The following is a 21,338-nucleotide window of genomic DNA, read 5'->3' as shown; positions in this document are numbered from 1 at the left end:
AACTATAACCATCCTAAGGTAGCGAAATTCCTTGTCGGGTAAGTTCCGACCTGCACGAATGGCGTAACGACTTCTCAGCTGTCTCAACCGTAGACTCGGCGAAATTGCATTACGAGTAAAGATGCTCGTTACGCGCGGCAGGACGAAAAGACCCCGGGACCTTCACTACAGCTTGGTATTGGTGTTCGGTTCGGTTTGTGTAGGATAGGTGGGAGACTGTGAAACGGTGACGCCAGTTATCGTGGAGTCGTTGTTGAAATACCACTCTGATCGAATTGGACCTCTAACCTCGGACCATGATCTGGTTCAGGGACAGTGCCTGGTGGGTAGTTTAACTGGGGCGGTTGCCTCCCAAAATGTAACGGAGGCGCCCAAAGGTTCCCTCAGCCTGGTTGGCAATCAGGTGTCGAGTGCAAGTGCACAAGGGAGCTTGACTGTGAGACTGACAGGTCGAGCAGGGACGAAAGTCGGGACTAGTGATCCGGCACCGGCAAGTGGAAGCGGTGTCGCTCAACGGATAAAAGGTACCCCGGGGATAACAGGCTGATCTTCCCCAAGAGTCCATATCGACGGGATGGTTTGGCACCTCGATGTCGGCTCGTCGCATCCTGGGGCTGGAGTAGGTCCCAAGGGTTGGGCTGTTCGCCCATTAAAGCGGCACGCGAGCTGGGTTTAGAACGTCGTGAGACAGTTCGGTCTCTATCCGCCGCGCGCGTTAGAAACTTGAGGAAGGCTGTCCCTAGTACGAGAGGACCGGGACGGACGAACCTCTGGTGTGCCAGTTGTTCCGCCAGGAGCACCGCTGGTTAGCTACGTTCGGAAGGGATAACCGCTGAAAGCATCTAAGCGGGAAGCCTGTTCCAAGATGAGGTTTCTCACCCCCTCGAGGGGGTAAGGCCCCCGGCAGACCACCGGGTTGATAGGCCAGAACTGGAAGTGCAGTAATGCATGCAGGTGACTGGTACTAATAGGCCGAGGACTTACCACAAAGAAGCTACGCGTCCACTGTGCGGTATCTGAAACAACACACAGATACTGATGAGAAACTCTGTTTTCTCCGTCATCCATCCATCCGGTAACGGGTTCGGGTTGGTGCACGGTGAAACCAGGTGATCAGAAGTTGGTTACTGTGACAGTTTCATAGAGTTACGGCGGTCATAGCGAAGGGGAAACGCCCGGTCCCATTCCGAACCCGGAAGCTAAGCCCTTCAGCGCCGATGGTACTGCACTCGACAGGGTGTGGGAGAGTAGGACACCGCCGAACACCCGTTAACCGAAAGGGGACCCAACATATTGGGTCCCCTTTCGTGCGTTGTATGAGAGGAATGACTGTGTCGGAGAATGGCGACGAGCGTCGGTCCTTCCGTGGGGGAGGAGCGCCTCGATCAGGTGGCCCCCGTCGTGACAACGACGGGCGTGGATCACGCGGCGCTGCAGGCGGAGACCGCCGCGGTGGTGCCGGAGACAACAACCGTGGCGGTGCTGGAAACAGTAACCGTGGCGGCGGATTCAACGGCGGACAGCGTCGCGGCGGCGAGGGTGGGTTCACCCCTCGTGGACGCGACGGTGACCGCAACCGTCAGCAAGCACGACCTGACGAACCGGATTTGCCCGACAACGTAGAGCCCACCGAGTTGGATCCGGCCGTGCGTCGAGATCTACTCAGCCTCGACAAGGACAACGCCAACACAGTTGCGCGTCACCTCGTCATGGCAGGCAAGCTTGTCGACGAAGACCCGGAACTTGCACTGCTCCACGCGCGCGCTGCTCGTCAGCGCGCCGGCCGAATTGCGGTCGTTCGTGAAGCTGCTGGAATCACCGCGTACCACGCCGGTGAATGGGCTGAAGCTCTCTCCGAGCTTCGCGCTGCCCGTCGAATGGCTGGTGGACCGGGTCTGATCGCTGTCATGGCCGACTGCGAACGCGGTTTGGGTCGACCCGAACGCGCAATCGAGCTCGGTCGTAGCGACGAGGCTGCCCTGCTTTCCGGCGACGAGGCTTCTGAGTTGAGGATCGTGGTCGCCGGCGCCCGCATGGATCTCGGTCAGTTCGATCAGGCAGTTGTCACACTGCAGACCAAGGATCTTGACGCAGCGCGTACCGGTGAAGCGGCGGCTCGGCTTTTCTATGCGTACGCTGATGCCCTCGTTGCAGCCGGTCGTGTCGAAGACGGATTGAAGTGGTTCCTCAATGCTGCAGCTGCAGACCTCGAGGGTGACACGGATGCTGAAGAACGGGTGGCCGAGTTGACCGGAGAAGATCAGTGACCGTGCTTCGTACTCAGTACGACGTACTTTTGCTCGATCTCGACGGCACGCTGTACGCCGGAGCTCATGCGATTCCCGGCACCCAGGCTGCGTTGGGTCAGGGTACGCAGGCTCTGTACTACGTGACCAACAATGCGAGTCGCTCGCCTTCGGCAGTGTCCGCACATCTGACCGAACTCGGTTTCGATTCCGAAGACGATCGCGTGGTCACCAGTTCTCAGACGGCGGTGCGCCTGTTGGCTGAGCGTCTCGAACCCGGTGCCGCCGTACTTGTCGTCGGTACCGACGCCTTGGCCGACGAGGTGACACGCGTCGGGTTGTTTCCGGTGCGCGAATTCGCGGATTCCCCGGTTGCAGTCGTCCAAGGACATTCGACGGAGACCAACTGGTCGATCCTCGCCGAGGCATGCTTGGCGATCAGGGCCGGGGCGCTGTGGGTGGCTGCGAACCTGGACACCACACTGCCGTCGGAACGAGGTTTGGTGCTCGGCAACGGCTCGATGGTGGCGGCTCTGCGCGCCGCCACGAGGCAGGAACCCTTGGTGGCAGGCAAGCCTGCTGCTCCGCTGATGGAGGATGCGCTTGCACGCAGTGGGTGCTCGCGTCCACTGGTCGTCGGTGATCGCTTGGACACTGATATCGAAGGCGCACATGCTGTTTCGATCGACTCACTGTTAGTACTGACCGGTGTGAGCACGCCGGGCGACGTAGTGCGGGCTCCGATTGAGCAGCGCCCCACCTACATTGCAGCAACTCTGGATTCGCTCAATCAGCCGGCCGTCGAATCGCTGGTCGGTGCGGACTCCAAGTGGTCTGTCTCCGTGAACGGGTCGGCGCTGGTTGTCGACGGCCCGGTTGTCGGGGACGAAATGTCACTTCTACGTGCGGTTGCGCCTGTCGCATGGGCTAATCCGTCGTTCCAGACGCTGGAAGCGTCGGATGCCGGCGTGGCGGATCTGTTTGCTTCCTGGCTGGCCTGATTTCTCGCATATGTGTTCGACTCGCGGGGGTGCGGGTGTATGCGCAACCGAGAGTCATGCACTAACGTTGTGCCCGATGAGCACGCCGACACCGCACCCCGGAAACTCGAGCAACGGATCACCGTTGCCCGGGTCACGCCCTACCGTCGATCCGGAACGAATACGTTCTGACGTCGACGGTTTGCTGGCACGCCTCGGCGGCATCGAACACGATCCGAACGATCATCACGGAGCAGGTGTGATTCCGCAGAAGGCACATATTTTGGAACAGGCACACGAGGTGCTCGTCCAGGCACTCGCCTCTGTGGACAGGGCTTGACGTGGCACGTAGAGCACGGGTGGACGCCGAATTGGTCCGTCGCGGTCTGGCACGATCGAGAGATCATGCGCAAGAACTGATCTCCGCGGGCCGAGTTCTCATTTCCGGAGCCGTTGCGACCAAGCCCGCGACGGCGATCGAAGCCGGAACGCCGCTTCGGGTCGTCGAGGTGGAGCAGGAAGTCTCGTGGGCGTCGCGCGGTGCTCACAAACTGATCGGTGCCCTTGACGCCTTCGGTGCCGAAGGATTGACGGTCGAAGGTCGCCGGTGCCTCGACGCCGGCGCTTCCACCGGCGGGTTCACGGACGTTCTGCTGACACGCGGTGCGAAGGAAGTTGTCGCCGTCGACGTCGGTTACGGCCAATTGGTGTGGCGCCTGCAGTCCGACGACCGAGTGCATGTCATCGACCGAACCAATGTTCGCGCTATCGATGCCGAGACGATCGGCGGAACTGTCGATCTCGTTGTCGCGGACCTGTCGTTCATCTCTCTCAAACTGGTACTCGGGGCGTTTGTCGCCTGTACCGCTGACGGCGCGGACCTGGTTCCGATGGTCAAGCCTCAGTTCGAGGTGGGCAAGGACCGCGTCGGTGCCGGTGGCGTCGTACGAGATCCGGAATTGCGAATCTCCGCTGTGCTCGACGTGTCGGAGGCTGCTGCAAAGGTGGGTCTGCGGACGTTAGGTGTCGTGGCCAGCCCATTGCCCGGTCCGTCGGGAAATGTCGAGTATTTCCTGTGGCTTCGAAAGACGGGTACATCCGGCGACGAAGAGACGGATACCGACGCCGAGACGAACACCGAGGGAATTCCTACGGTGGAGGACATGATTCGCAAGGCTGTAGAGGAAGGGCCCCAGTGAACGCGGTCACGAACGGCGAGTCGCGCGAGATCCTTCTTGTCGCACACCCTGGTCGACGTGACATCACGGAAACTGCCAAGCGGGTCGGGAAGATCTTCGAGCGCGCGGGAATCGGACTGCGAGTCCTCGTCGACGAAGCAGACAGCTCGCGCATCGAAGCAATGACGGAACCCGAGGGTTTCTCTGCGCCGGGTCTCGACGTCACGGTTGTTCATCCCGGCCCTGATGCTGCCGTTGGATGCGAGTTGGTACTTGTTCTCGGTGGCGACGGCACGTTTCTGCGCGCCGCCGAACTCGCTCAAGAAGCGTCCATTCCGGTACTGGGCATCAACCTCGGACGGATCGGATTTCTGGCAGAGACCGAGGCCGAGCATCTCGACGAGGCTCTCGCACAGGTAGTTCGCAAGGAATATCGCGTCGAGTCCCGTATGACACTCGACGTCGTGATTCGGGTGGACGACGAGATCATCGACCGCGGGTGGGCGCTCAACGAGGCCAGTATCGAGAACCGTTCGCGTCTGGGAGTTCTCGAAGTTGTCCTCGAAGTCGACGGCAGACCGGTGTCCGCGTTCGGTTGCGACGGTGTTCTCGTGTCCACTCCCACAGGCTCGACCGCTTATGCATTTTCCGCAGGCGGCCCCGTCGTGTGGCCCGAACTCGAAGCGTTGCTCGTCGTACCCAGCAACGCGCACGCGCTGTTCGCGCGGCCGTTGGTCACCAGCCCGAATTCGATTATCGCGGTGGAGACCGTCGCCGGTAGCCACGACGGCCTGGTCTTCTGCGACGGCCGTCGTACCTTGGAACTGCCTGCCGGCGCTCGCGTCGAGATCGTTCGCGGCGCTACTCCCGTCAAGTGGGTCCGGTTGGACTCTGCGCCTTTCGCTGATCGGATGGTTCGCAAGTTCGAGCTTCCGGTTACCGGATGGCGAGGAAGGAAGCCTTAATCGTGCTCGCAGAGATCCGTATCGACAGTCTTGGTGTGATCTCCGAGGCCAGCGCCCAGTTTCACGAGGGCCTGACCGTCCTGACCGGTGAAACCGGCGCAGGTAAAACGATGGTCGTCACCAGCTTGCACCTCCTCAGCGGAGCGCGAGCGGATGCCGGTCGAGTGCGGTTGGGCGCGTCGCGGGCCGTTGTCGAAGGACGATTCATCGCCGACGACGTCTCGCCGGCCACCGAGCGTGAGATCGTCCGAATCCTGGAATCGTCCGGCGCCGAGCGCGACGAGGACGGGACCATCATCGCTGTTCGGACAGTCGGCAGCGATGGGCGGTCACGGGCTCATCTCGGCGGACGAAGCGTGCCGGCGGGAGTTCTCTCCGAATTCACGGACCCACTTCTGACTGTCCACGGACAGAACGATCAGCTGCGATTGCTTCGTCCCGACCAGCAACGCAACGCGCTGGACCGCTTCGGGGACAAGGCAATCGGAACGCTGCTGACGAGGTACCGCAAACACCGTCGTGAGTGGCTCGATGCTCGTTCGGAATTGATCGAGCGCACGTCGAAGGCTCGTGAACTGGCGCAAGAAGCAGATCAGTTGACCTTCGCGCTCAACGAAATCGACGGCGTGGCACCCGAGCCCGGCGAGGACACGGCGATCGTTGCCGAAGTTCGTCGACTCAGTGAACTCGATTCGCTCCGCTCGGCTGCGGAAGAGGCGCACGCTGCGCTCGCCGGTAATGACGACATGGCAAGCGGCGACGTCGGTGTCATGCCGGCGCTAGACCTGATGTCCGAAGCGAGGGCGCGCATCGAGTCGGTCACCGACGCCGATCTGGATGGCCTCGGTTCCCGGTTGGCCGACGCTATTGCCGTCGTCACCGACGTTGCCGGTGACCTGAACACCTACCTGTCCGGGCTGCCCGCAGACCCGGGTGCTCTGGACTCTTTGTTGTCGCGGCAATCGGAACTGAAGACTCTGACTCGCAAGTACGCCGCCGATGTCGACGGTGTTCTCGAATGGGCAGATACTGCTCGCGCTCGTCTATCCAAACTCGACGTGTCCTCGGATGCGTTGTCACTGTTGGCCAAGCAGGTCGAGGAGACGGCTGGTCTGACCGCGGAGGCCGCTACCAAGCTGAGCGCCGCGCGAGTCAAGGCGGCGGCAAAGCTCGCCAAAGCCGTCAGCGCGGAACTCGCTGGTCTGGCGATGGGACGTGCGGGCCTCGAAGTGACTGTGCGTTCGCAGCCTGCCGGCCCACAGGACTCGGCGCCGCTCAGTGTCGGGGGAGTAGACCTTCATGCCGGGTCTGCCGGCGTCGACGAGGTGGAATTTCGCCTGTCCGCGCACAGTGGGGCACCGTCACTTCCGATCAGCAAGAGCGCTTCCGGTGGTGAGCTGTCACGCGTCATGCTGGCGCTCGAGGTTGTTCTCGCTGGTAGCGACACCGGTGCGACGATGGTTTTCGACGAGGTGGACGCGGGGGTCGGTGGCCGCGCTGCTGTCGAGATCGGCCGCCGATTGGCGAAACTTGCTCGTACGCATCAGGTTATCGTTGTCACCCACCTTCCGCAGGTTGCTGCGTTTGCCGACACCCACCTCGTGGTGGACAAGGTCGACGACAAAGGCGGAGTGGTCAGCAGTGGCGTGCGGACCTTGTCGGATTCGGATCGGGTGGTCGAATTGGCCCGTATGTTGGCAGGGCTGGACGACACCGAAACCGGTCGTGCGCACGCCGAAGAACTGCTCGAGATCGCGAATGCGGCCCGCGTCACAGATTGAAGGTTCTGTGGTGTTGGTGTGACTGATGTGGTAGTTGTCGGCGCGCCTCCACCGGTCAACGCGGTTTCAGGTTCATCATCGAAGCCATGAAGATGCCCGGATTGCTCTCACGTAACACCGAATCCTTGCCTGGGATCAGTGGCATCGCCAGGGCCGATCGGAACACGGCGAAGCTTCTACGCCGTGTCGGTCCTGGAGACATCGTGATCCTCGACGAAGTCGACATCGATCGCCGGACCGCCGATGCTCTGGTGAAAGCCGGAGTCATGGCCGTGGTCAACGCGTCGCCGTCGATTTCGGGGCGGTACCCCAACCTCGGACCGGAAGTGATCGTCGCCAACGACATCGTTCTCATCGATGCTGTCGACGGTGATGTCTTCAAGAACATCAAGGACGGAAGCAAGATCCGCCTGCACGAGGGTGAGATCTTCAACGGCGAGAAGAGCCTCGTCAAGGGTGACGAGCAGACCGAGGCCGAAATATCCGACCGGATGATCGAGGCCAAGACCGGCCTGGTCGATCACTTGGAAGCGTTCTCGGGTAACACCATCGAGTTCATCCGCACCGAAAGCCCGTTGCTCATCGACGGAATCGGTGTTCCGGACATCGATATCGACTTGAAGGACCGCCATGTCGTGGTCGTCTCCGACGGCCCCGAACGCGAGACCGATCTGAAGAACCTCAAGCCCTTCATCAAGGAGTATTCGCCGATCCTGATCGGTGTCGGCGCAGGTGCGGACGTGTTGAGCAAGGCCGGATACCGCCCCGATCTGATCGTGGGCGACCCGGAAGAAATCACCAGTTCCACGCTCAAGTCCGGCGCGGAAGTTGTTCTGCCTGCAGACCAGGACGGTCATGCGGCGGGGCTTTCCCGAATCCAGGATCTCGGTATCGGGGCGATGACGTTCCCGGCGACCTGCTCACCGACCGACCTTGCCCTGCTGCTTGCCGATCACCACGGAGCTTCACTGATCGTGACGGTCGGCAACGTGGTGTCCTTGGACGAGTTCTTCGACCGTGGGCGTCGTGAAAGCAATCCGTCGGCGTTCATGACACGGCTCAAGGTTGGACCGAAACTGGTCGATGCCAAGGCTGTGGCAACGCTGTATCGAAGTCGAGTGTCCGGCGGCGCGATCGCGCTCCTGGTGCTCGCCGCCCTGGTGGCAGTGATCGTCGCCCTGGTCGTGTCCAATGCCGGTAGTGAAGTTCTCGACTGGGCAATCGCAACGTGGAACAGCTTCGCGCTGTGGGTTCAGGGGCTCTTCAAGTGATTTCGATGCGTCAACATGCAATTTCCATAGCGGCAATCTTTCTGGCACTCGCGATCGGCGTGGTGCTCGGTTCCGGAATGCTGTCGAGTGGATTGCTGTCCGGTCTGCGTGACGACAAGGCGGACCTGCAGAACGAGATCGAAGACCTCAATCAACAGTCCAATCAGCTTCAGCAGCAACTCAATTCCGCGGACGGCTTCGATGCCGCTGTCGGCGGTCGCGTCGTGCGTGACAGTCTCGCTGGTCGCACCGTCGTCGTCATCACGGCACCGGACGCGGATCCCAGTGATCTCGACGGTGTCAACCGACTCGTCACTGCCGCCGGCGGTGCCGTGACCGGACGCGTCTCGCTCACCGATTCGTTTGTCGACGCCACCGGTGGTGACCGCTTGCGGACCGTCGTCACCAATGTCATCCCTGCGGGGATCACCCTCAAGACCGGTGCGGTCGATCAGGGCAGTCTCGCGGGTGATCTGCTCGGTTCGGTTCTGCTTCTCAACGGGCAGAACAGCGAACCGCAGAGCACTCCGGACGAGATGAATCTCGCGCTCGACTCGCTGCGTAGCGCCGGTTTCATCAGCTACGACGACGGAGCGGTCAAGCCGGCTCAGCTCGCGGTGGTTCTCACCGGCGACAACAAGAGTGAATCCGACGCAGCCACGGGTAACCGCGGCGCCGTCATCGCCCGGTTTGCCGGTGCTCTCGACGGACGCGGCGCAGGAACGATTCTCGCGGGCCGACCTGGCTCGGCCGAGGGCAGTGGTCCGGTTGCCGTCGCACGTGCGGACGCGGCGCTCTCAGCGGGCTTGACGACCATCGACAACATCGATCGGGAATCGGGCAAGATCACGACGCCGTTGGCACTTCAGGAACAGTTGAACGGCGGCGCCGGCCGCTACGGCACGGGACCGGGAGCGGCGGCGGTTACCGTCGGCGCACCCACCAACTGAACACCCCGGTATTGATACGCCGGTCACATCGGGGGCGGAAAGTCGGCGCGTTGTAGGCACCGACCCCCGATAGGTGTTACCGTGAAATCCCGTGGGTCGGCAGGCCCCAGCATGCTTCATCAGACCAAGCCCTGCACAGTCGTCACGGGAGTCCCTTTGCCACAGTCACGCACTAACACGCGTACCGCCACCAAGCACATCTTCGTCAGCGGAGGTGTAGCTTCCTCGCTCGGCAAAGGTTTGACCGCCTCGAGCCTGGGACAGTTGTTGACCGCGCGGGGAATGCGCGTGACCATGCAGAAGCTCGATCCCTATCTCAATGTGGATCCGGGCACCATGAACCCCTTCCAGCACGGCGAGGTCTTCGTCACCGAAGACGGTGCCGAGACCGACCTCGACGTCGGGCACTACGAGCGGTTCCTAGACCGTGACCTATCCGGTCAGGCGAACGTCACCACCGGCCAGGTGTACTCGACGGTCATCGCCAAGGAACGCCGCGGCGAGTACCTCGGTGACACCGTTCAGGTCATCCCGCACATCACCGACGAGATCAAGCGTCGCATCCTCGAGATGAGCGGTCCGGATCTGCAGGGACACCGCCCGGATGTCGTGATCACCGAAATCGGTGGAACCGTCGGCGACATCGAATCGCAGCCCTTCCTCGAAGCCGCTCGCCAGGTCCGCCACGACGTCGGCCGCGACAACGTCTTCTTCCTGCACGTCTCCCTCGTGCCGTACCTCGGCCCCTCCGGAGAACTCAAGACCAAGCCCACGCAGCACTCGGTTGCGTCGTTGCGCAGCATCGGCATTCAGCCCGACGCGCTGATCCTTCGTTGCGATCGTGACGTTCCGCAGGGCCTCAAGAACAAGATCGCGCTGATGTGCGACGTGGACGTCGACGCCTGCATCTCGACGCCCGACGCTCCCTCGATCTACGACATCCCGAAGGTTCTGCACCGTGAGGGCCTCGACGCTTACGTCGTTCGCCAGCTCGGTCTCCCGTTCCGCGACGTCGACTGGACCGTGTGGGGCAACCTCCTCGATCGTGTTCACCAGCCGCGTGAGACCGTGCGCGTCGCGTTGGTCGGCAAGTACGTCGACCTGCCCGACGCATACCTCTCCGTCACCGAGGCACTGCGCGCCGGTGGATTCGCGAACCGGTCCAAGGTCGAGATCTCCTGGGTTCCGTCGGACGCCTGTGAGACCGAAGCCGGAGCGCAGGCCGCTCTCGGTGACGTCGACGGTGTTCTGATCCCGGGCGGCTTCGGCATCCGCGGCATCGAGGGCAAGCTCGGCGCGATCCGTTTCGCACGTTCACGCAAGCTGCCGCTGTTGGGTCTGTGCCTGGGTCTGCAGTGCGTCGTCATCGAAGCTGCTCGCAGCGTCGGCCTCGACGATGCCAACTCGGCCGAGTTCGAGCCGGACACCAAGCACCCGGTCATCTCCACGATGGCTGATCAGGAAGACGTCATCGCCGGTGACGCCGACCTCGGTGGCACCATGCGTCTGGGTGCTTACCCGGCCGTGCTGACCAAGGGTTCCGTCGTCGCTCAGGCCTACGGAACCGAGGACGTCTCCGAGCGTCACCGTCACCGCTACGAGGTCAACAACACGTACCGCGACCGGATTGCCAAGTCCGGCTTGCAGTTCAGCGGAACCTCGCCGGACGGTCACCTGGTCGAGTTCGTCGAGTACCCGCGTGAGCAGCATCCGTTCTTCGTTGCCACCCAGGCACACCCGGAGCTCAAGAGCCGCCCGACGCGCCCGCACCCGCTGTTCGCCGCCTTCGTCGAAGCAGCGTTGACGTACAAGCTCGAAGAGCGCCTGCCCGTCGACGTCCACGGTGACGAGAAGATCGACACCGCTGCCACCGAGACGGCGCTCGACGCTGCAGTCGAGAACGTGGAAAAGGTCTAGCCACACATGAGCGATCCCGGTCGGCACGAATTCGACACCCTCGGCTCCAAGACGGTCTACACCGGCGCGATCATCGCGTTGCGCGTCGACACCGTTGCGATGCCTGGTGGTCAGCGTGCCGATCGGGAAGTCGTCGAACACCACGGCGCCGTTGCCGTCGTGGCACTGGACGAGCACGACAACCTGGTGCTGATTCACCAGTACCGTCACCCGCTCGGGCACCGGTTGTGGGAAATCCCTGCCGGTCTGCTCGACGCTGCGGGGGAGAGCCCGGTCGAGGCGGCGGCGCGTGAGCTGGGCGAAGAAACCGGACTCGGCGCCGATCGATGGTCGGTGCTGGTCGATGTAGCTCTCTCACCCGGGTTCACGGACGAGGCGGTTCGCGTCTTCCTCGCCGAGGGACTGCACGAGGTGGAGCGCGACGATCCCGAACACGAAGAAGCCGATCTCGAGATTTCGCGAGTTCCGCTCGCCGACGCCGTCGACATGGCGCTGCGCGGCGACATCGTCAATGCCACCGCGGTATCGGGCATTCTCGCGATCGCTACCGCACGCTCGACGGGAAAGCCGCTGCGCCCCGCCGACGCACCGTGGCCCGATCGTCCTCGCGCATTCGGAGAACGCAAGTCGCGAGCCTGAAGTGCTTGCCCGACAGGTGGACTCGTATCTCGACCATCTAGCGGTCGAGCGAGGATCTGCGCGCAACACTCTGCTTTCGTATCGCCGCGACCTGAATCGGTACGCGGAGTATTTGAACGGGCGCGGCATCGACGACGTTGCGGGCGTGACGGAGAACGACGTCACCGAATTCGTGACTCATCTGCGCCTGGGTGACAAAGATGCCGGAGTCGTACCGTTGGCGGCCAGTTCGGCAGCGAGGACCCTGATCGCGGTCCGCGGATTCCACAAGTTTTCCGCCGCCGAGGGCCTGGTCGGTGTCGATGTGGCTCGGACGGTCAAGCCGCCGACGCCCGGACGCAAGTTGCCCAAAGCTCTGCCGCTCGACGACGTGATCGCCCTACTCGACGCTTCGGGTGGCGGTGCGGCCGGTGACGGGCCCCGCGACCTGAGGGATCGCGCTCTCTTAGAGGTTCTGTACTCGACCGGAGCACGCATCACCGAGGCGATCGATCTGGACGTCGACGACATCGACACCGAAACCCGTTCCGTGCTGCTCAAGGGCAAGGGCGGCAAGCAGCGGATCGTCCCCGTCGGCAGGCCGGCGATCGCCGCCGTCGACGCGTATCTCGTCCGCGGGCGCCCCAGCCTCGCGACGCGTGGTGTTCCTGCCCTCTTTCTCAACGCGCGCGGGGGACGCCTCTCGCGTCAGAGTGCATGGCAGATTCTTCAGGACGCGGCCGCGTCGGCCGGAATCAAGGCGGACGTCTCACCCCACACGCTCAGGCACTCGTTTGCCACGCACCTGCTCGACGGCGGCGCGGACGTACGCGTCGTGCAGGAACTTCTCGGTCACGCTTCGGTAACCACGACGCAGATCTACACACTGGTCACCGTCACAGCGCTGCGCGAAGTGTGGGCTCAGGCACACCCACGCGCCCGTTAGGCGTTGGTTGGCTCATGCGTGTCTGCGAGACCATTCGGTGATGTAAGCGGTAGCGTTCAAGGAGCGCGAGCGGCCTCCACCGCAGTTTCGGGGGTTTGCCGGCGCCGAGAGCAACCGCCGAAAGAGTAGGGGAGCATCGGACCGTGTCGACATCGCAGCCACCAGCGGCGGAGTCCGCGCCGCCGCATGTCAATGCCCAACTCTTCGAGCGCGTGAACGAATCAGCACCAGCTGTACCCTCCGAACCAGAGGCGATGTTCGAAATAGATACGACGCCAGTAGCCTCGCCACCTGCGGAAACCCCTGCTGTTTCCACGGAAGAACTCGGTCCGACGGGCCGGCCGGTCCGCGAGGTACCCCAACCGACACCGTTGGCGCACCACGGACCCGCGATGATCATCGCGATGTGCAACCAGAAGGGCGGCGTCGGCAAGACGACGTCGACCATCAACCTGGGCGCGTCGTTGGCCGAATACGGTCGCCGAGTGCTCTTGGTGGATCTCGATCCCCAAGGAGCGTTGTCTGCTGGTCTGGGCGTTCAGCATCACGACCTGGAACTGACCGTCCATAATCTCCTGGTCGAACCGCGTGTGTCCATCGACGACGTGTTGATGCGCACTCGGGTGGACGGTCTGGACCTGCTCCCCAGCAACATCGACCTTTCGGCCGCCGAGATTCAATTGGTCACCGAGGTCGGGCGTGAGCAGACTTTGGGGCGCGTGCTGCACCCGGTTCTCGATCGGTACGACTACGTCCTCATCGACTGCCAGCCGTCGCTTGGCCTGCTCACGGTCAATGCGCTGGCGTGCGCCGATTCGGTCATCATTCCGATGGAATGCGAGTACTTCAGCCTGCGCGGCCTGGCGCTTCTCAACGACACCGTCGAAAAGGTGCACGACCGTCTCAATCCGAAGCTCGAGTTGGCCGGCATCGTCGTCACGATGTTCGACGCCCGGACCCTGCACGCTCGTGAGGTGATGGCGCGAGTGGTCGAGGTGTTCGGCGACGTCGTCTACGACACGGTGATCAACCGCACCGTTCGATTCCCCGAAACCAGCGTTGCCGGTGAGCCGATCACGACGTGGGCGCCGAAATCGGCTGGCGCCGAGGCATATCGAGCCTTGGCCCGCGAGGTCATTCACCGGTCTGGTCGTTAGTGGAACTGATTGCATCGCAAGAAGATCCGGTCGAAGTCGAGCCGGATTCGATCGATCCGAACGTGCCGACCGACGCTCAGACCGCAGCCAAGGCTGCCGGTTTTCGAGTCACTCTCCGGAACTTCGAAGGCCCGTTCGATCTGCTGTTGAACCTGATCAATCAACGGCAGCTCGACGTCACCGAAGTCGCCCTTCACACCGTCACGGACGATTTCATCGCGTACACCAAGGAACTCGGCAGTGCGATGGGCCTTGATCAGACGACGGAATTCCTGGTCGTCGCAGCTACGCTTCTGGATCTGAAAGCGGCCAGATTGTTGCCCGCCGGGCAGGTCGAGGACGCGGAGGATCTGGCGCTTCTCGAAGCACGCGATCTTCTCTTCGCGAGACTGCTGCAGTATCGGGCGTACAAACAGGTTGCGGCGCTGTTCGGTGAGTTGGAGGAAGCAGCGCTGCGGCGCTATCCGCGCTCGGTTGCCGTCGAGGATCAGTTCACCGAACTCCTGCCCGAGGTGTTGTTGGGCGTCGACCCTCAGCGTTTTGCGGAGATCGCGGCGACGGTGTTCACACCGCGTCCGGTGCCGACAGTGGGCCTCGATCACCTCCATGTGTCCAATATCTCGATACCCGAACAGGCCGAGCGAATTCTCGAGTTGCTGCGCGAGCGAGGCATCGGGGAGTGGACACCCTTCGGGGACCTCGTTGCCGAGTGCGAAATCACCGTCGAGATAGTGGCAAGGTTTCTCGCATTGCTCGAGCTGTATCGCCGGCAGGTCATCGTGTTCGAGCAACCCGAGGCCCTCGGACCGCTGATGGTGAGTTGGACCGGAGACGACCCGGCCGCGCCGGTCACAGAGGAGGACTACGGATGAACGCCGAACCGACGGAATCAGAGTCTTCGCAGCTAGACGAGATGATCGAGCCTACCGACGACGCCTCGGAGTCCGAAGAGTCTGCACCCGATTTCGACCTCGACGACGATCAACTCGACGCAGTGCTGGAGTCGCTTCTGCTTGTCGTGGATTCGCCGGCCGAAGTGAACCAACTCGCATCTGTCACCGGAACCGCGCCGGAGCGCGTCGAAGAACGCCTGACGTCGATGTCGGCCGCATTGACCGCTCGCGGCAGCGGAATGGACCTTCGCTACGCGGGCGACGGATGGCGTCTGTACACGCGACAAGAGTTTGCCCCGTACGTGGAAAAGCTGCTATTGGACGGCGCACGCACCAAATTGACCAGGGCGGCATTGGAAACTTTGGCCGTAGTCGCATACCGTCAACCGTTGACTCGTGCGCGGATCAGTGCGGTACGAGGCGTCAACGTGGACGGGGTGGTACGCACCCTCCTTGCCCGCGGACTGATCGCGGAAGCCGGGCCTGACCCGGACACCAACGCGACACGGTACTCCACGACCGAACTGTTCCTCGAACGGCTCGGGCTGGCCTCGCTCAGCGAGCTCCCGGAGTTGGCCCCGCTCTTGCCTGATGTCGATCTCATCGACGACATCAGCGAAAGCCTGGAATCCGATCCGCGATTTGCGAGAATGAACAAGGCAGACGTGCCCACTGAGGTAGTGGACACCGAAGTCGACGACTGACCGGAATTCCGGCCGTCGTCAGCACCGAGAAAGACCCGACCACGCTCGGGAAACAGTAGAAAACTGACAGGAAAAAAGTGAACAATCCCGCTCGCCGAGATGGCACACCGGACCGTAACAACTCCCGCGACAACCGCGGCGCACGCAGCGATGCCCCCCGTGGTGGTCGCAGCGACGCCCCCCGCGGCGCACGTAGCGAAGCGCCCCGTGGTGGACGCAGCAACACTTCCCGCAGTACCTCCGGATACGACCGCAACGCCGGATCCGACCGTCCCCGCACGGACGACCGTCGCGGTGGATTCAATGATGACCGTCGCCCTCCGCGCAGCGATGACCGTCGCCCTCCGCGCAGCGACGACCGTCGCCCCGCACGTACGGAGGACCGTCGCGGTGGCTACAACGACGATCGGCGCGGACCGCGCACTGACGACCGCCGCGGACCCCGCAGCGATGACCGCCGGACCCCCCACGTAGACGCCCGTCGGGCACCGCGCGGTGGCGCCGACCGTCGCAGTGACGATCAGCGCGGCGCACGCCCCGACGCTCCTCGCGGCGGCGCGTGGTCGAACGCACCTCGTGGATCCAAGTTCGACGGACCTCCGCGCAAGCGCCCGGCAGCTCCCACACCGCCGGCGACCAACAAGCGTGGCAAGCCGAAGACCGAGAAGCCGCAGCGCGTCGTCTCTCAGAACCCGTTGGTCTCCAACGCCAAGCCGGCACGTCATCAGCATGCCGAGATCACCAAGCACGACGGCCCGCCGAAGGGCGACGGCGTCCGCTTGCAGAAGGTGCTTGCTCAGGCCGGCGTCGCATCACGCCGTGCAGCTGAAGAACTGATCGACCAGGGGCGCGTCGAGGTCGACGGCCGCATCGTGGTCGAACAGGGTCTGCGTGTCGACCCCGAGAATGCAGTGGTTCGTGTCGACGGCGTCCGCGTCGTCGTGCAGAAGGACCTCGTCTACCTCGCGATGAACAAGCCGCGTGGCTGGCAGTGCACCATGTCCGACGATCTCGGTCGTCCGTGCGTCGGTGACATCGTCTCCGAGCGCGTTCAGTCGGGTCAGCGGCTCTTCCACGTCGGCCGTCTCGACGCCGACACCGAAGGCTTGCTCCTCTTCACCAACGACGGCGACTTGGCTCACCGCCTGATGCACCCGTCGTTCGAGGTTCCGAAGACGTACCTCGCCACGGTTCACGGCGTTGTCGAGCGCAGCACCGGCAAGCAGCTGCGTGACGGTGTCACTCTCGATGACGGTCCGGCGAAGGTGGACGCGTTCACCGTGCTCGAGATCAACGAGGGCAAGACGCTCGTCAAGCTCGTACTGCACGAGGGCCGCAAGCACATCGTGCGTCGTCTCCTCGATGCCGTCGGTCACCCCGTTGTCCGTCTGGTTCGCACCAACGTCGGAGTTGTCGCTCTCGGCGATCAGCGTCCGGGAACGCAGCGCGTCCTCGGACGTAGCGAGGTCGGTGGACTGTACGAGGCGGTCGGCCTGTGACCGATTCGTCCATGCCGCTGGTAGTCGCTATGGACGGACCGTCCGGAACCGGCAAGTCCAGCGTCTCTCGCGCGTTGGCGCAGCGTTTGGGTGCTCGCTACCTCGACACCGGAGCCATTTACCGGATCGCGACCCTGCACGTGCTTCGTCAGGGAATCGATCTGGCTGATTCCGCCGCGATCACCGCTGCCGTTGCGGCATTGCCGTGGTCCATCGGTACCGATCCAAGCAGTGAGCAGGTGCATCTCGACGGCGCGGACGTCAGTGAGGAGATCCGCGGCGACGCGGTCACCAAGGCTGTCTCCGCGGTCTCGGCTGTGCCCGAGGTTCGCGACCTGCTGGTCGCCACTCAGCGTGAGTTGGCGGCCGGTGCGGAGCGGATCGTCGTGGAAGGTCGCGACATCGGAACCGTCGTACTCCCCGATGCAGACGTCAAGATCTTCTTGACCGCATCGGCGGAAACCCGTGCAGCACGGCGCAATACGCAGAACGTCGGCCAAGGCCGTGAAGACAATTACGAAGCGGTGCTGGCTGATGTGCAGCGCCGTGACCATCTCGATTCGACTCGGGCAGTGTCGCCGTTGCGCCCTGCCGAGGATTCCATCCTGGTGGATACGAGCGAATTGGGAATTGAAGATGTGATCGCCAAGTTGCTGTTGGTGGTCAGCGACAGAACTGGAGCAGTGCAGTGAGCGACGATCTGGTAACCGAATATGCCGGTGACGGAACTTGGTCCGAGGAATCGGAGTGGGATTACGCCGATCTCGAAGCGGACGGCGAAGGCGAAGCGCACATTGCCGTCCCGACCTTGGCTGTTGTCGGTCGACCGAACGTCGGCAAGTCGACGCTCGTCAACCGCATCATCGGCCGTCGTGAAGCGGTAGTCGAGGACATCCCCGGCGTCACTCGTGACCGCGTCTCGTACGAGGCGAACTGGGCCGGACGGCGCTTCCTCGTCCAGGACACCGGCGGATGGGAACCCGACGCAAAGGGTCTTCAGCAGGCCGTTGCCCGCCAGGCCGAATTGGCCATGGGAACGGCTGACGCCATTCTCCTGGTCGTCGACGCCGTTGTCGGCGCTACGACGACGGACGAAGCTGTCGCTCGAGTGCTTCGCCGCTCGAAGACTCCGGTCATCCTCGTTGCCAACAAGGTGGACGACGGACGCACCGAGTCCGAGGTTGCAGCGCTGTGGTCCTTGGGTCTTGGTCAGCCGTACTCCGTGAGTGCGACGCACGGGCGCGGCACCGGCGACCTGCTCGACGAGGTTCTGGAGAAGCTTCCGGAAACCCCGCGTGAAGGTATCCCCGGCGGCGGTCCGCGTCGTGTTGCTCTCGTCGGAAAGCCGAACGTCGGCAAGTCCAGCTTGCTCAACAAGCTGTCCGGTGATGAGCGGTCCGTCGTGCACAACGTTGCCGGCACCACCGTCGACCCGGTCGACTCCATCGTCGAACTCGGCGGGCGCCCTTGGCGTTTCGTCGACACAGCTGGTCTGCGCAAGCGCGTCAGCCATGCCAGCGGTGCGGAGTTCTATGCGTCGCTGCGTACGAAGAGCGCGATCGAGGCCGCCGAGGTCGCGATCCTGCTGATCGACGCACACGAGCCGATCACCGAGCAGGACCTCCGTGTTCTGAGCATGGTGGCCGACACGGGTCGTGCATTGGTGATCGCATTCAACAAGTGGGACCTCGTGGACGAGGACCGTCGACTCATGCTGGACAAGGAAGTGGACCGCGATCTGGTCCGCGTTCCGTGGGCTCAGCGAGTCAACATCTCCGCCCACACCGGTCGCGCTGTGGCGAAGCTCGTGCCGGCTCTCGACACGGCTCTGGAGTCCTGGGACAAGCGCATCCCCACGGGTCGCCTGAACACCTGGCTCAAGGAAGTTGTGGCGGCCACACCGCCGCCGATGCGTGGTGGCCGCCTGCCTCGCATTATGTTCGCGACTCAGGCAAGCACACGCCCGCCGACATTCGTTCTCTTCACCACGGGCTTCCTCGAGGCCGGCTACCGCCGCTTCATCGAGCGGCGTCTGCGTGAAGAGTTCAACTTCGACGGCAGCCCGATCCGCGTATCCGTACGAGTGCGCGAGAAGCGTGACCGTAAGGGCCGCTGATTCTGCGTCCAAATCGGTACCGAAAAGGCTCTGACCAGCCGATTGGTACTTCGGCCCGTCCCTGATGTAATCTTTCCAAGCGCCCGAAACAAGGGCGTGGGACGGGCTGTGGCGCAGCTTGGTAGCGCACTTGACTGGGGGTCAAGTGGTCGCAGGTTCAAATCCTGTCAGCCCGACCGGCGTTAGATCAAAAAGGCAGTTTCTCAGAAATGAGAAACTGCCTTTTTTGTATGTGCCTCACAGGTTCGGCAACGGATCTCGTGGAAAGTCCTGCGGTGACGTGATCTCCCCGTCGGCAGCATTCACGACTGCAGCATATTCTTCATCGATCTCGTACGTTATGCCCGCCACGACGAAATGCGACGTGGACGCAGTATCGACCAGGCCGAGGACGGTCATTCTCGGAAACTGGGTGAGGATCGACCTCGGCACTTTTCTGGACCGAAAGCTCGTCGAGAAGACGGTGATCGCCTTTCGGCTCACCACGACAAACACACTCGGTTTCGCGCTCATCAGAACGTCCGCTGGAAATACGTACCGGATCTCGTCATCTGGATCCAAGTAAGACCGAAGGCGTTCGCGAACATCCGCAGAATCCGGCACGGGTGGAAGGTTAGCAGCACGAGCACAAGAGCTTGCAAAGTTCGTGGTGTCGACCGGCCGATAAACCGAGTATTTCTACGGCGCTTATCCACCGTTTGGCTTTTGCTCCTATTTCCCGGCGATGGAGCGGGCGCTGGACCTTACCGATGTCAAGGCGACGTTGATCTTGCTGTCCGGTCATCAGGTGCTGGAGGAGATACCGCGGTGGTCGAGTCAGTGGCCGGCTTCAGTCCGGTGCTCGGAGCGGAAGTCCTCGCTGTCACTGGTGGTGATCTCACTGCGTTCGGAACCCCGGATCGGTTGGCGCGCATCGCGGGTCTGGACCGGAACCATCTGATTCGGGTCGGGTGAGCGGAAACCTGTGGCGGCAGAGGCGATACGACCGCCGCCTGTTGCGGGCGTTCTACCTCGCCGCCCAGTTGAGCCTCCAAGTTGTCTGCGTATCGCAGACCTCCTAAGCCTGGAAACGATTCCAATAGAAACGTCACACCCAACTCGTCCTTTGCTCTAGCGTGGCGGCGGTTGAATGTGTTGTCGGCGATGGTCGTGACAACGCTGCGGTCTAACTGCCAGGACCAACTGCCGCATTGGCGGTAGGCATCTTCGGAAGAGATCATTTACAGACCCGACTCAACACCATCCTCAACCTACGGATCGCCCCGAAACCCGAGTCCGCCGAAATGCGCCACCGCACCGCCATCGCATCCATCACCGGCCCCCTCCCGAGGTTCTCGATCGTGACCATCGCCAACCCGAAAGGAGGAGTCGGCAAAACCCCACTCGCGGTAGGGCTGAACGCGATCATCGCCGAACACCGCGGCGCCGCAACCACAGTCTGCGTCGACGTCGCCGACGTCGGCGGCAGCCTCGCCGACCGCGTCAGCATCCCACCCCGCGACGGACACGACGTGCGGTCACTGATCGCCGCCGGCGCAGCCGCGCCCGGCAGCATCCGACCCTCGGCGCTCTCGCAGTACCTCACCCGCCAACCAGGCGGCGACGACATCGTCGCCGGCAACAACGGCGCCCACGGATCCAGTCTCGGCTACGACGACGCCCAATCGGCGGCACAGATCTTGTCCCAACACCGCGAGATCCTCATCGCCGACACCGGCAACAACCGCCTCGCCGGCAGCTGGCACTGGGCAACCACCCACGCGGACGTCCTCCTCGTGCCCGTCCCGCTCCGCCGCGACGCCGCCGCAGCCGCACACCGCATGCTCCTCGACCTCACCACCACCGCCGGCCCGGCGATGATGGCTCGCACCATCGTCGTCATCACCGACGGACCCGGAGACGCACCGATGGTCGAAATCGACGCTGTCGACGCCTTCCTCGACGCCGGCGTCCACTCGGTCGCCCGGATGCCGTTCGAACCACTCTTCGCCTCCGGAGAGCGCATCGCGCCCTCGAAGCTCCGGCGCAGCACCACCGAAGCCCTGACCGTGATTGCCTCGACCGTCATCGATCTCATCACCCACGCCGCTGACTGACCCCCTATCAGCCGGAGCCGC

General features: G+C 63.0%; 19 protein-coding genes, 1 tRNA gene, 2 rRNA genes and 1 pseudogene (1 of these 23 running past the window's edge). 22 read left to right on the top strand and 1 reads right to left on the bottom strand.

The genetic code is table 11. The features are described 5' to 3' along the window. The 20 genes from GJB56_RS08685 to GJB56_RS08590 all read left to right on the top strand — a co-directional run. Window positions 1–988, top strand: a 23S ribosomal RNA gene (locus GJB56_RS08685) (it extends 2,147 nt beyond the left edge of the window). A gap of 159 nt (window positions 989–1,147) precedes the next feature. Beyond that, window positions 1,148–1,264, top strand: a 5S ribosomal RNA gene (gene rrf / locus GJB56_RS08680). Window positions 1,265–1,325: 61 nt separating this feature from the next. Then, complete coding sequence (locus GJB56_RS08675; RefSeq protein ID WP_073513327.1) at window positions 1,326–2,267, top strand: hypothetical protein; 942 nt, start codon at window positions 1,326–1,328, stop codon at window positions 2,265–2,267. Further along, the gene (locus GJB56_RS08670) at window positions 2,264–3,247 is read left to right on the top strand and encodes an HAD-IIA family hydrolase (protein ID WP_113684276.1); all 984 of its coding nucleotides are present in this window, start codon (window positions 2,264–2,266) and stop codon (window positions 3,245–3,247) included. Before GJB56_RS08675 ends, GJB56_RS08670 begins: the two co-directional genes overlap by 4 nt. Window positions 3,248–3,323: 76 nt before the next feature. Further along, complete coding sequence (locus GJB56_RS08665) at window positions 3,324–3,566, top strand: hypothetical protein (RefSeq protein ID WP_019748595.1); 243 nt, start codon at window positions 3,324–3,326, stop codon at window positions 3,564–3,566. 1 nt (window position 3,567) lies between these two features. Beyond that, window positions 3,568–4,425: a TlyA family RNA methyltransferase gene (locus GJB56_RS08660; RefSeq protein ID WP_019748594.1), complete on the top strand. Its 858-nt coding sequence runs from the start codon at window positions 3,568–3,570 to the stop codon at window positions 4,423–4,425. Beyond that, on the top strand, window positions 4,422–5,369 hold the full coding sequence (locus GJB56_RS08655; RefSeq protein WP_019748593.1) for an NAD kinase: 948 nt from the start codon (window positions 4,422–4,424) through the stop codon (window positions 5,367–5,369). Before GJB56_RS08660 ends, GJB56_RS08655 begins: the two co-directional genes overlap by 4 nt. A gap of 2 nt (window positions 5,370–5,371) precedes the next feature. Then, a complete protein-coding gene (gene recN, locus GJB56_RS08650; protein ID WP_113684277.1) occupies window positions 5,372–7,150 on the top strand; it encodes a DNA repair protein RecN in 1,779 nt (592 codons plus the stop codon). A gap of 86 nt (window positions 7,151–7,236) precedes the next feature. Further along, a complete protein-coding gene (gene steA / locus GJB56_RS08645) occupies window positions 7,237–8,421 on the top strand; it encodes a putative cytokinetic ring protein SteA (RefSeq protein WP_113684278.1) in 1,185 nt (394 codons plus the stop codon). Next, window positions 8,418–9,371 (top strand): copper transporter, encoded by a 954-nt coding sequence (locus GJB56_RS08640; RefSeq protein ID WP_019748590.1) that lies wholly within the window; start codon window positions 8,418–8,420, stop codon window positions 9,369–9,371. Before steA ends, GJB56_RS08640 begins: the two co-directional genes overlap by 4 nt. A gap of 156 nt (window positions 9,372–9,527) precedes the next feature. Then, entirely contained in the window at window positions 9,528–11,288 is a 1,761-nt protein-coding gene (locus GJB56_RS08635; protein WP_003946139.1) for a CTP synthase, read from the top strand. 6 nt (window positions 11,289–11,294) lie between these two features. Then, a complete protein-coding gene (locus tag GJB56_RS08630; RefSeq protein ID WP_020907867.1) occupies window positions 11,295–11,927 on the top strand; it encodes an NUDIX domain-containing protein in 633 nt (210 codons plus the stop codon). Window position 11,928: 1 nt separating this feature from the next. Then, entirely contained in the window at window positions 11,929–12,852 is a 924-nt protein-coding gene (xerD, locus tag GJB56_RS08625) for a site-specific tyrosine recombinase XerD (RefSeq protein WP_113684279.1), read from the top strand. A 143-nt stretch (window positions 12,853–12,995) separates the two neighbouring features. After that, a complete protein-coding gene (locus GJB56_RS08620) occupies window positions 12,996–14,009 on the top strand; it encodes a ParA family protein (RefSeq protein ID WP_020969711.1) in 1,014 nt (337 codons plus the stop codon). Beyond that, window positions 14,009–14,881, top strand: a complete 873-nt coding sequence (locus tag GJB56_RS08615) for a segregation and condensation protein A (protein WP_019748586.1) — start codon at window positions 14,009–14,011, stop codon at window positions 14,879–14,881. Before GJB56_RS08620 ends, GJB56_RS08615 begins: the two co-directional genes overlap by 1 nt. Further along, on the top strand, window positions 14,878–15,606 hold the full coding sequence (gene scpB, locus GJB56_RS08610) for an SMC-Scp complex subunit ScpB (protein ID WP_406682407.1): 729 nt from the start codon (window positions 14,878–14,880) through the stop codon (window positions 15,604–15,606). Before GJB56_RS08615 ends, scpB begins: the two co-directional genes overlap by 4 nt. Window positions 15,607–15,683: 77 nt before the next feature. Next, the gene (locus GJB56_RS08605; protein ID WP_113684280.1) at window positions 15,684–17,105 is read left to right on the top strand and encodes a pseudouridine synthase; all 1,422 of its coding nucleotides are present in this window, start codon (window positions 15,684–15,686) and stop codon (window positions 17,103–17,105) included. Window positions 17,106–17,116: 11 nt separating this feature from the next. Continuing rightward, window positions 17,117–17,797, top strand: coding sequence for a (d)CMP kinase (gene cmk / locus GJB56_RS08600; RefSeq protein ID WP_029255443.1), 681 nt, complete (start codon window positions 17,117–17,119; stop codon window positions 17,795–17,797). Then, a complete protein-coding gene (gene der, locus GJB56_RS08595; protein ID WP_019748583.1) occupies window positions 17,794–19,221 on the top strand; it encodes a ribosome biogenesis GTPase Der in 1,428 nt (475 codons plus the stop codon). Before cmk ends, der begins: the two co-directional genes overlap by 4 nt. Before the next feature lie 102 nt (window positions 19,222–19,323). Further along, a tRNA-Pro gene (locus GJB56_RS08590) sits at window positions 19,324–19,397 on the top strand. A gap of 61 nt (window positions 19,398–19,458) precedes the next feature. Here GJB56_RS08590 and GJB56_RS08585 read toward each other — a convergent pair. Further along, the gene (locus tag GJB56_RS08585) at window positions 19,459–19,734 is read right to left on the bottom strand and encodes a hypothetical protein (RefSeq protein ID WP_205318861.1); all 276 of its coding nucleotides are present in this window, start codon (window positions 19,732–19,734) and stop codon (window positions 19,459–19,461) included. A gap of 294 nt (window positions 19,735–20,028) precedes the next feature. Between GJB56_RS08585 and GJB56_RS31610 the strand changes: the two are divergent. Together GJB56_RS31610 and GJB56_RS08575 are read left to right on the top strand one after the other, a co-directional pair. Further along, window positions 20,029–20,421, top strand: a pseudogene (locus tag GJB56_RS31610) (transposase); the annotation flags it as partial. An 83-nt stretch (window positions 20,422–20,504) separates the two neighbouring features. Beyond that, the gene (locus GJB56_RS08575) at window positions 20,505–21,317 is read left to right on the top strand and encodes a hypothetical protein (RefSeq protein WP_230091158.1); all 813 of its coding nucleotides are present in this window, start codon (window positions 20,505–20,507) and stop codon (window positions 21,315–21,317) included. The last annotated feature ends 21 nt before the right edge of the window (window positions 21,318–21,338 follow it).

This window comes from Rhodococcus sp. AQ5-07 (assembly GCF_009707305.1).
Classification (GTDB): Bacteria; Actinomycetota; Actinomycetes; order Mycobacteriales; family Mycobacteriaceae; genus Rhodococcus_F; species Rhodococcus_F erythropolis.
Note: the sequence above shows the minus strand (reverse complement) of the source record. Positions and strands in the feature narration are given on the sequence as shown.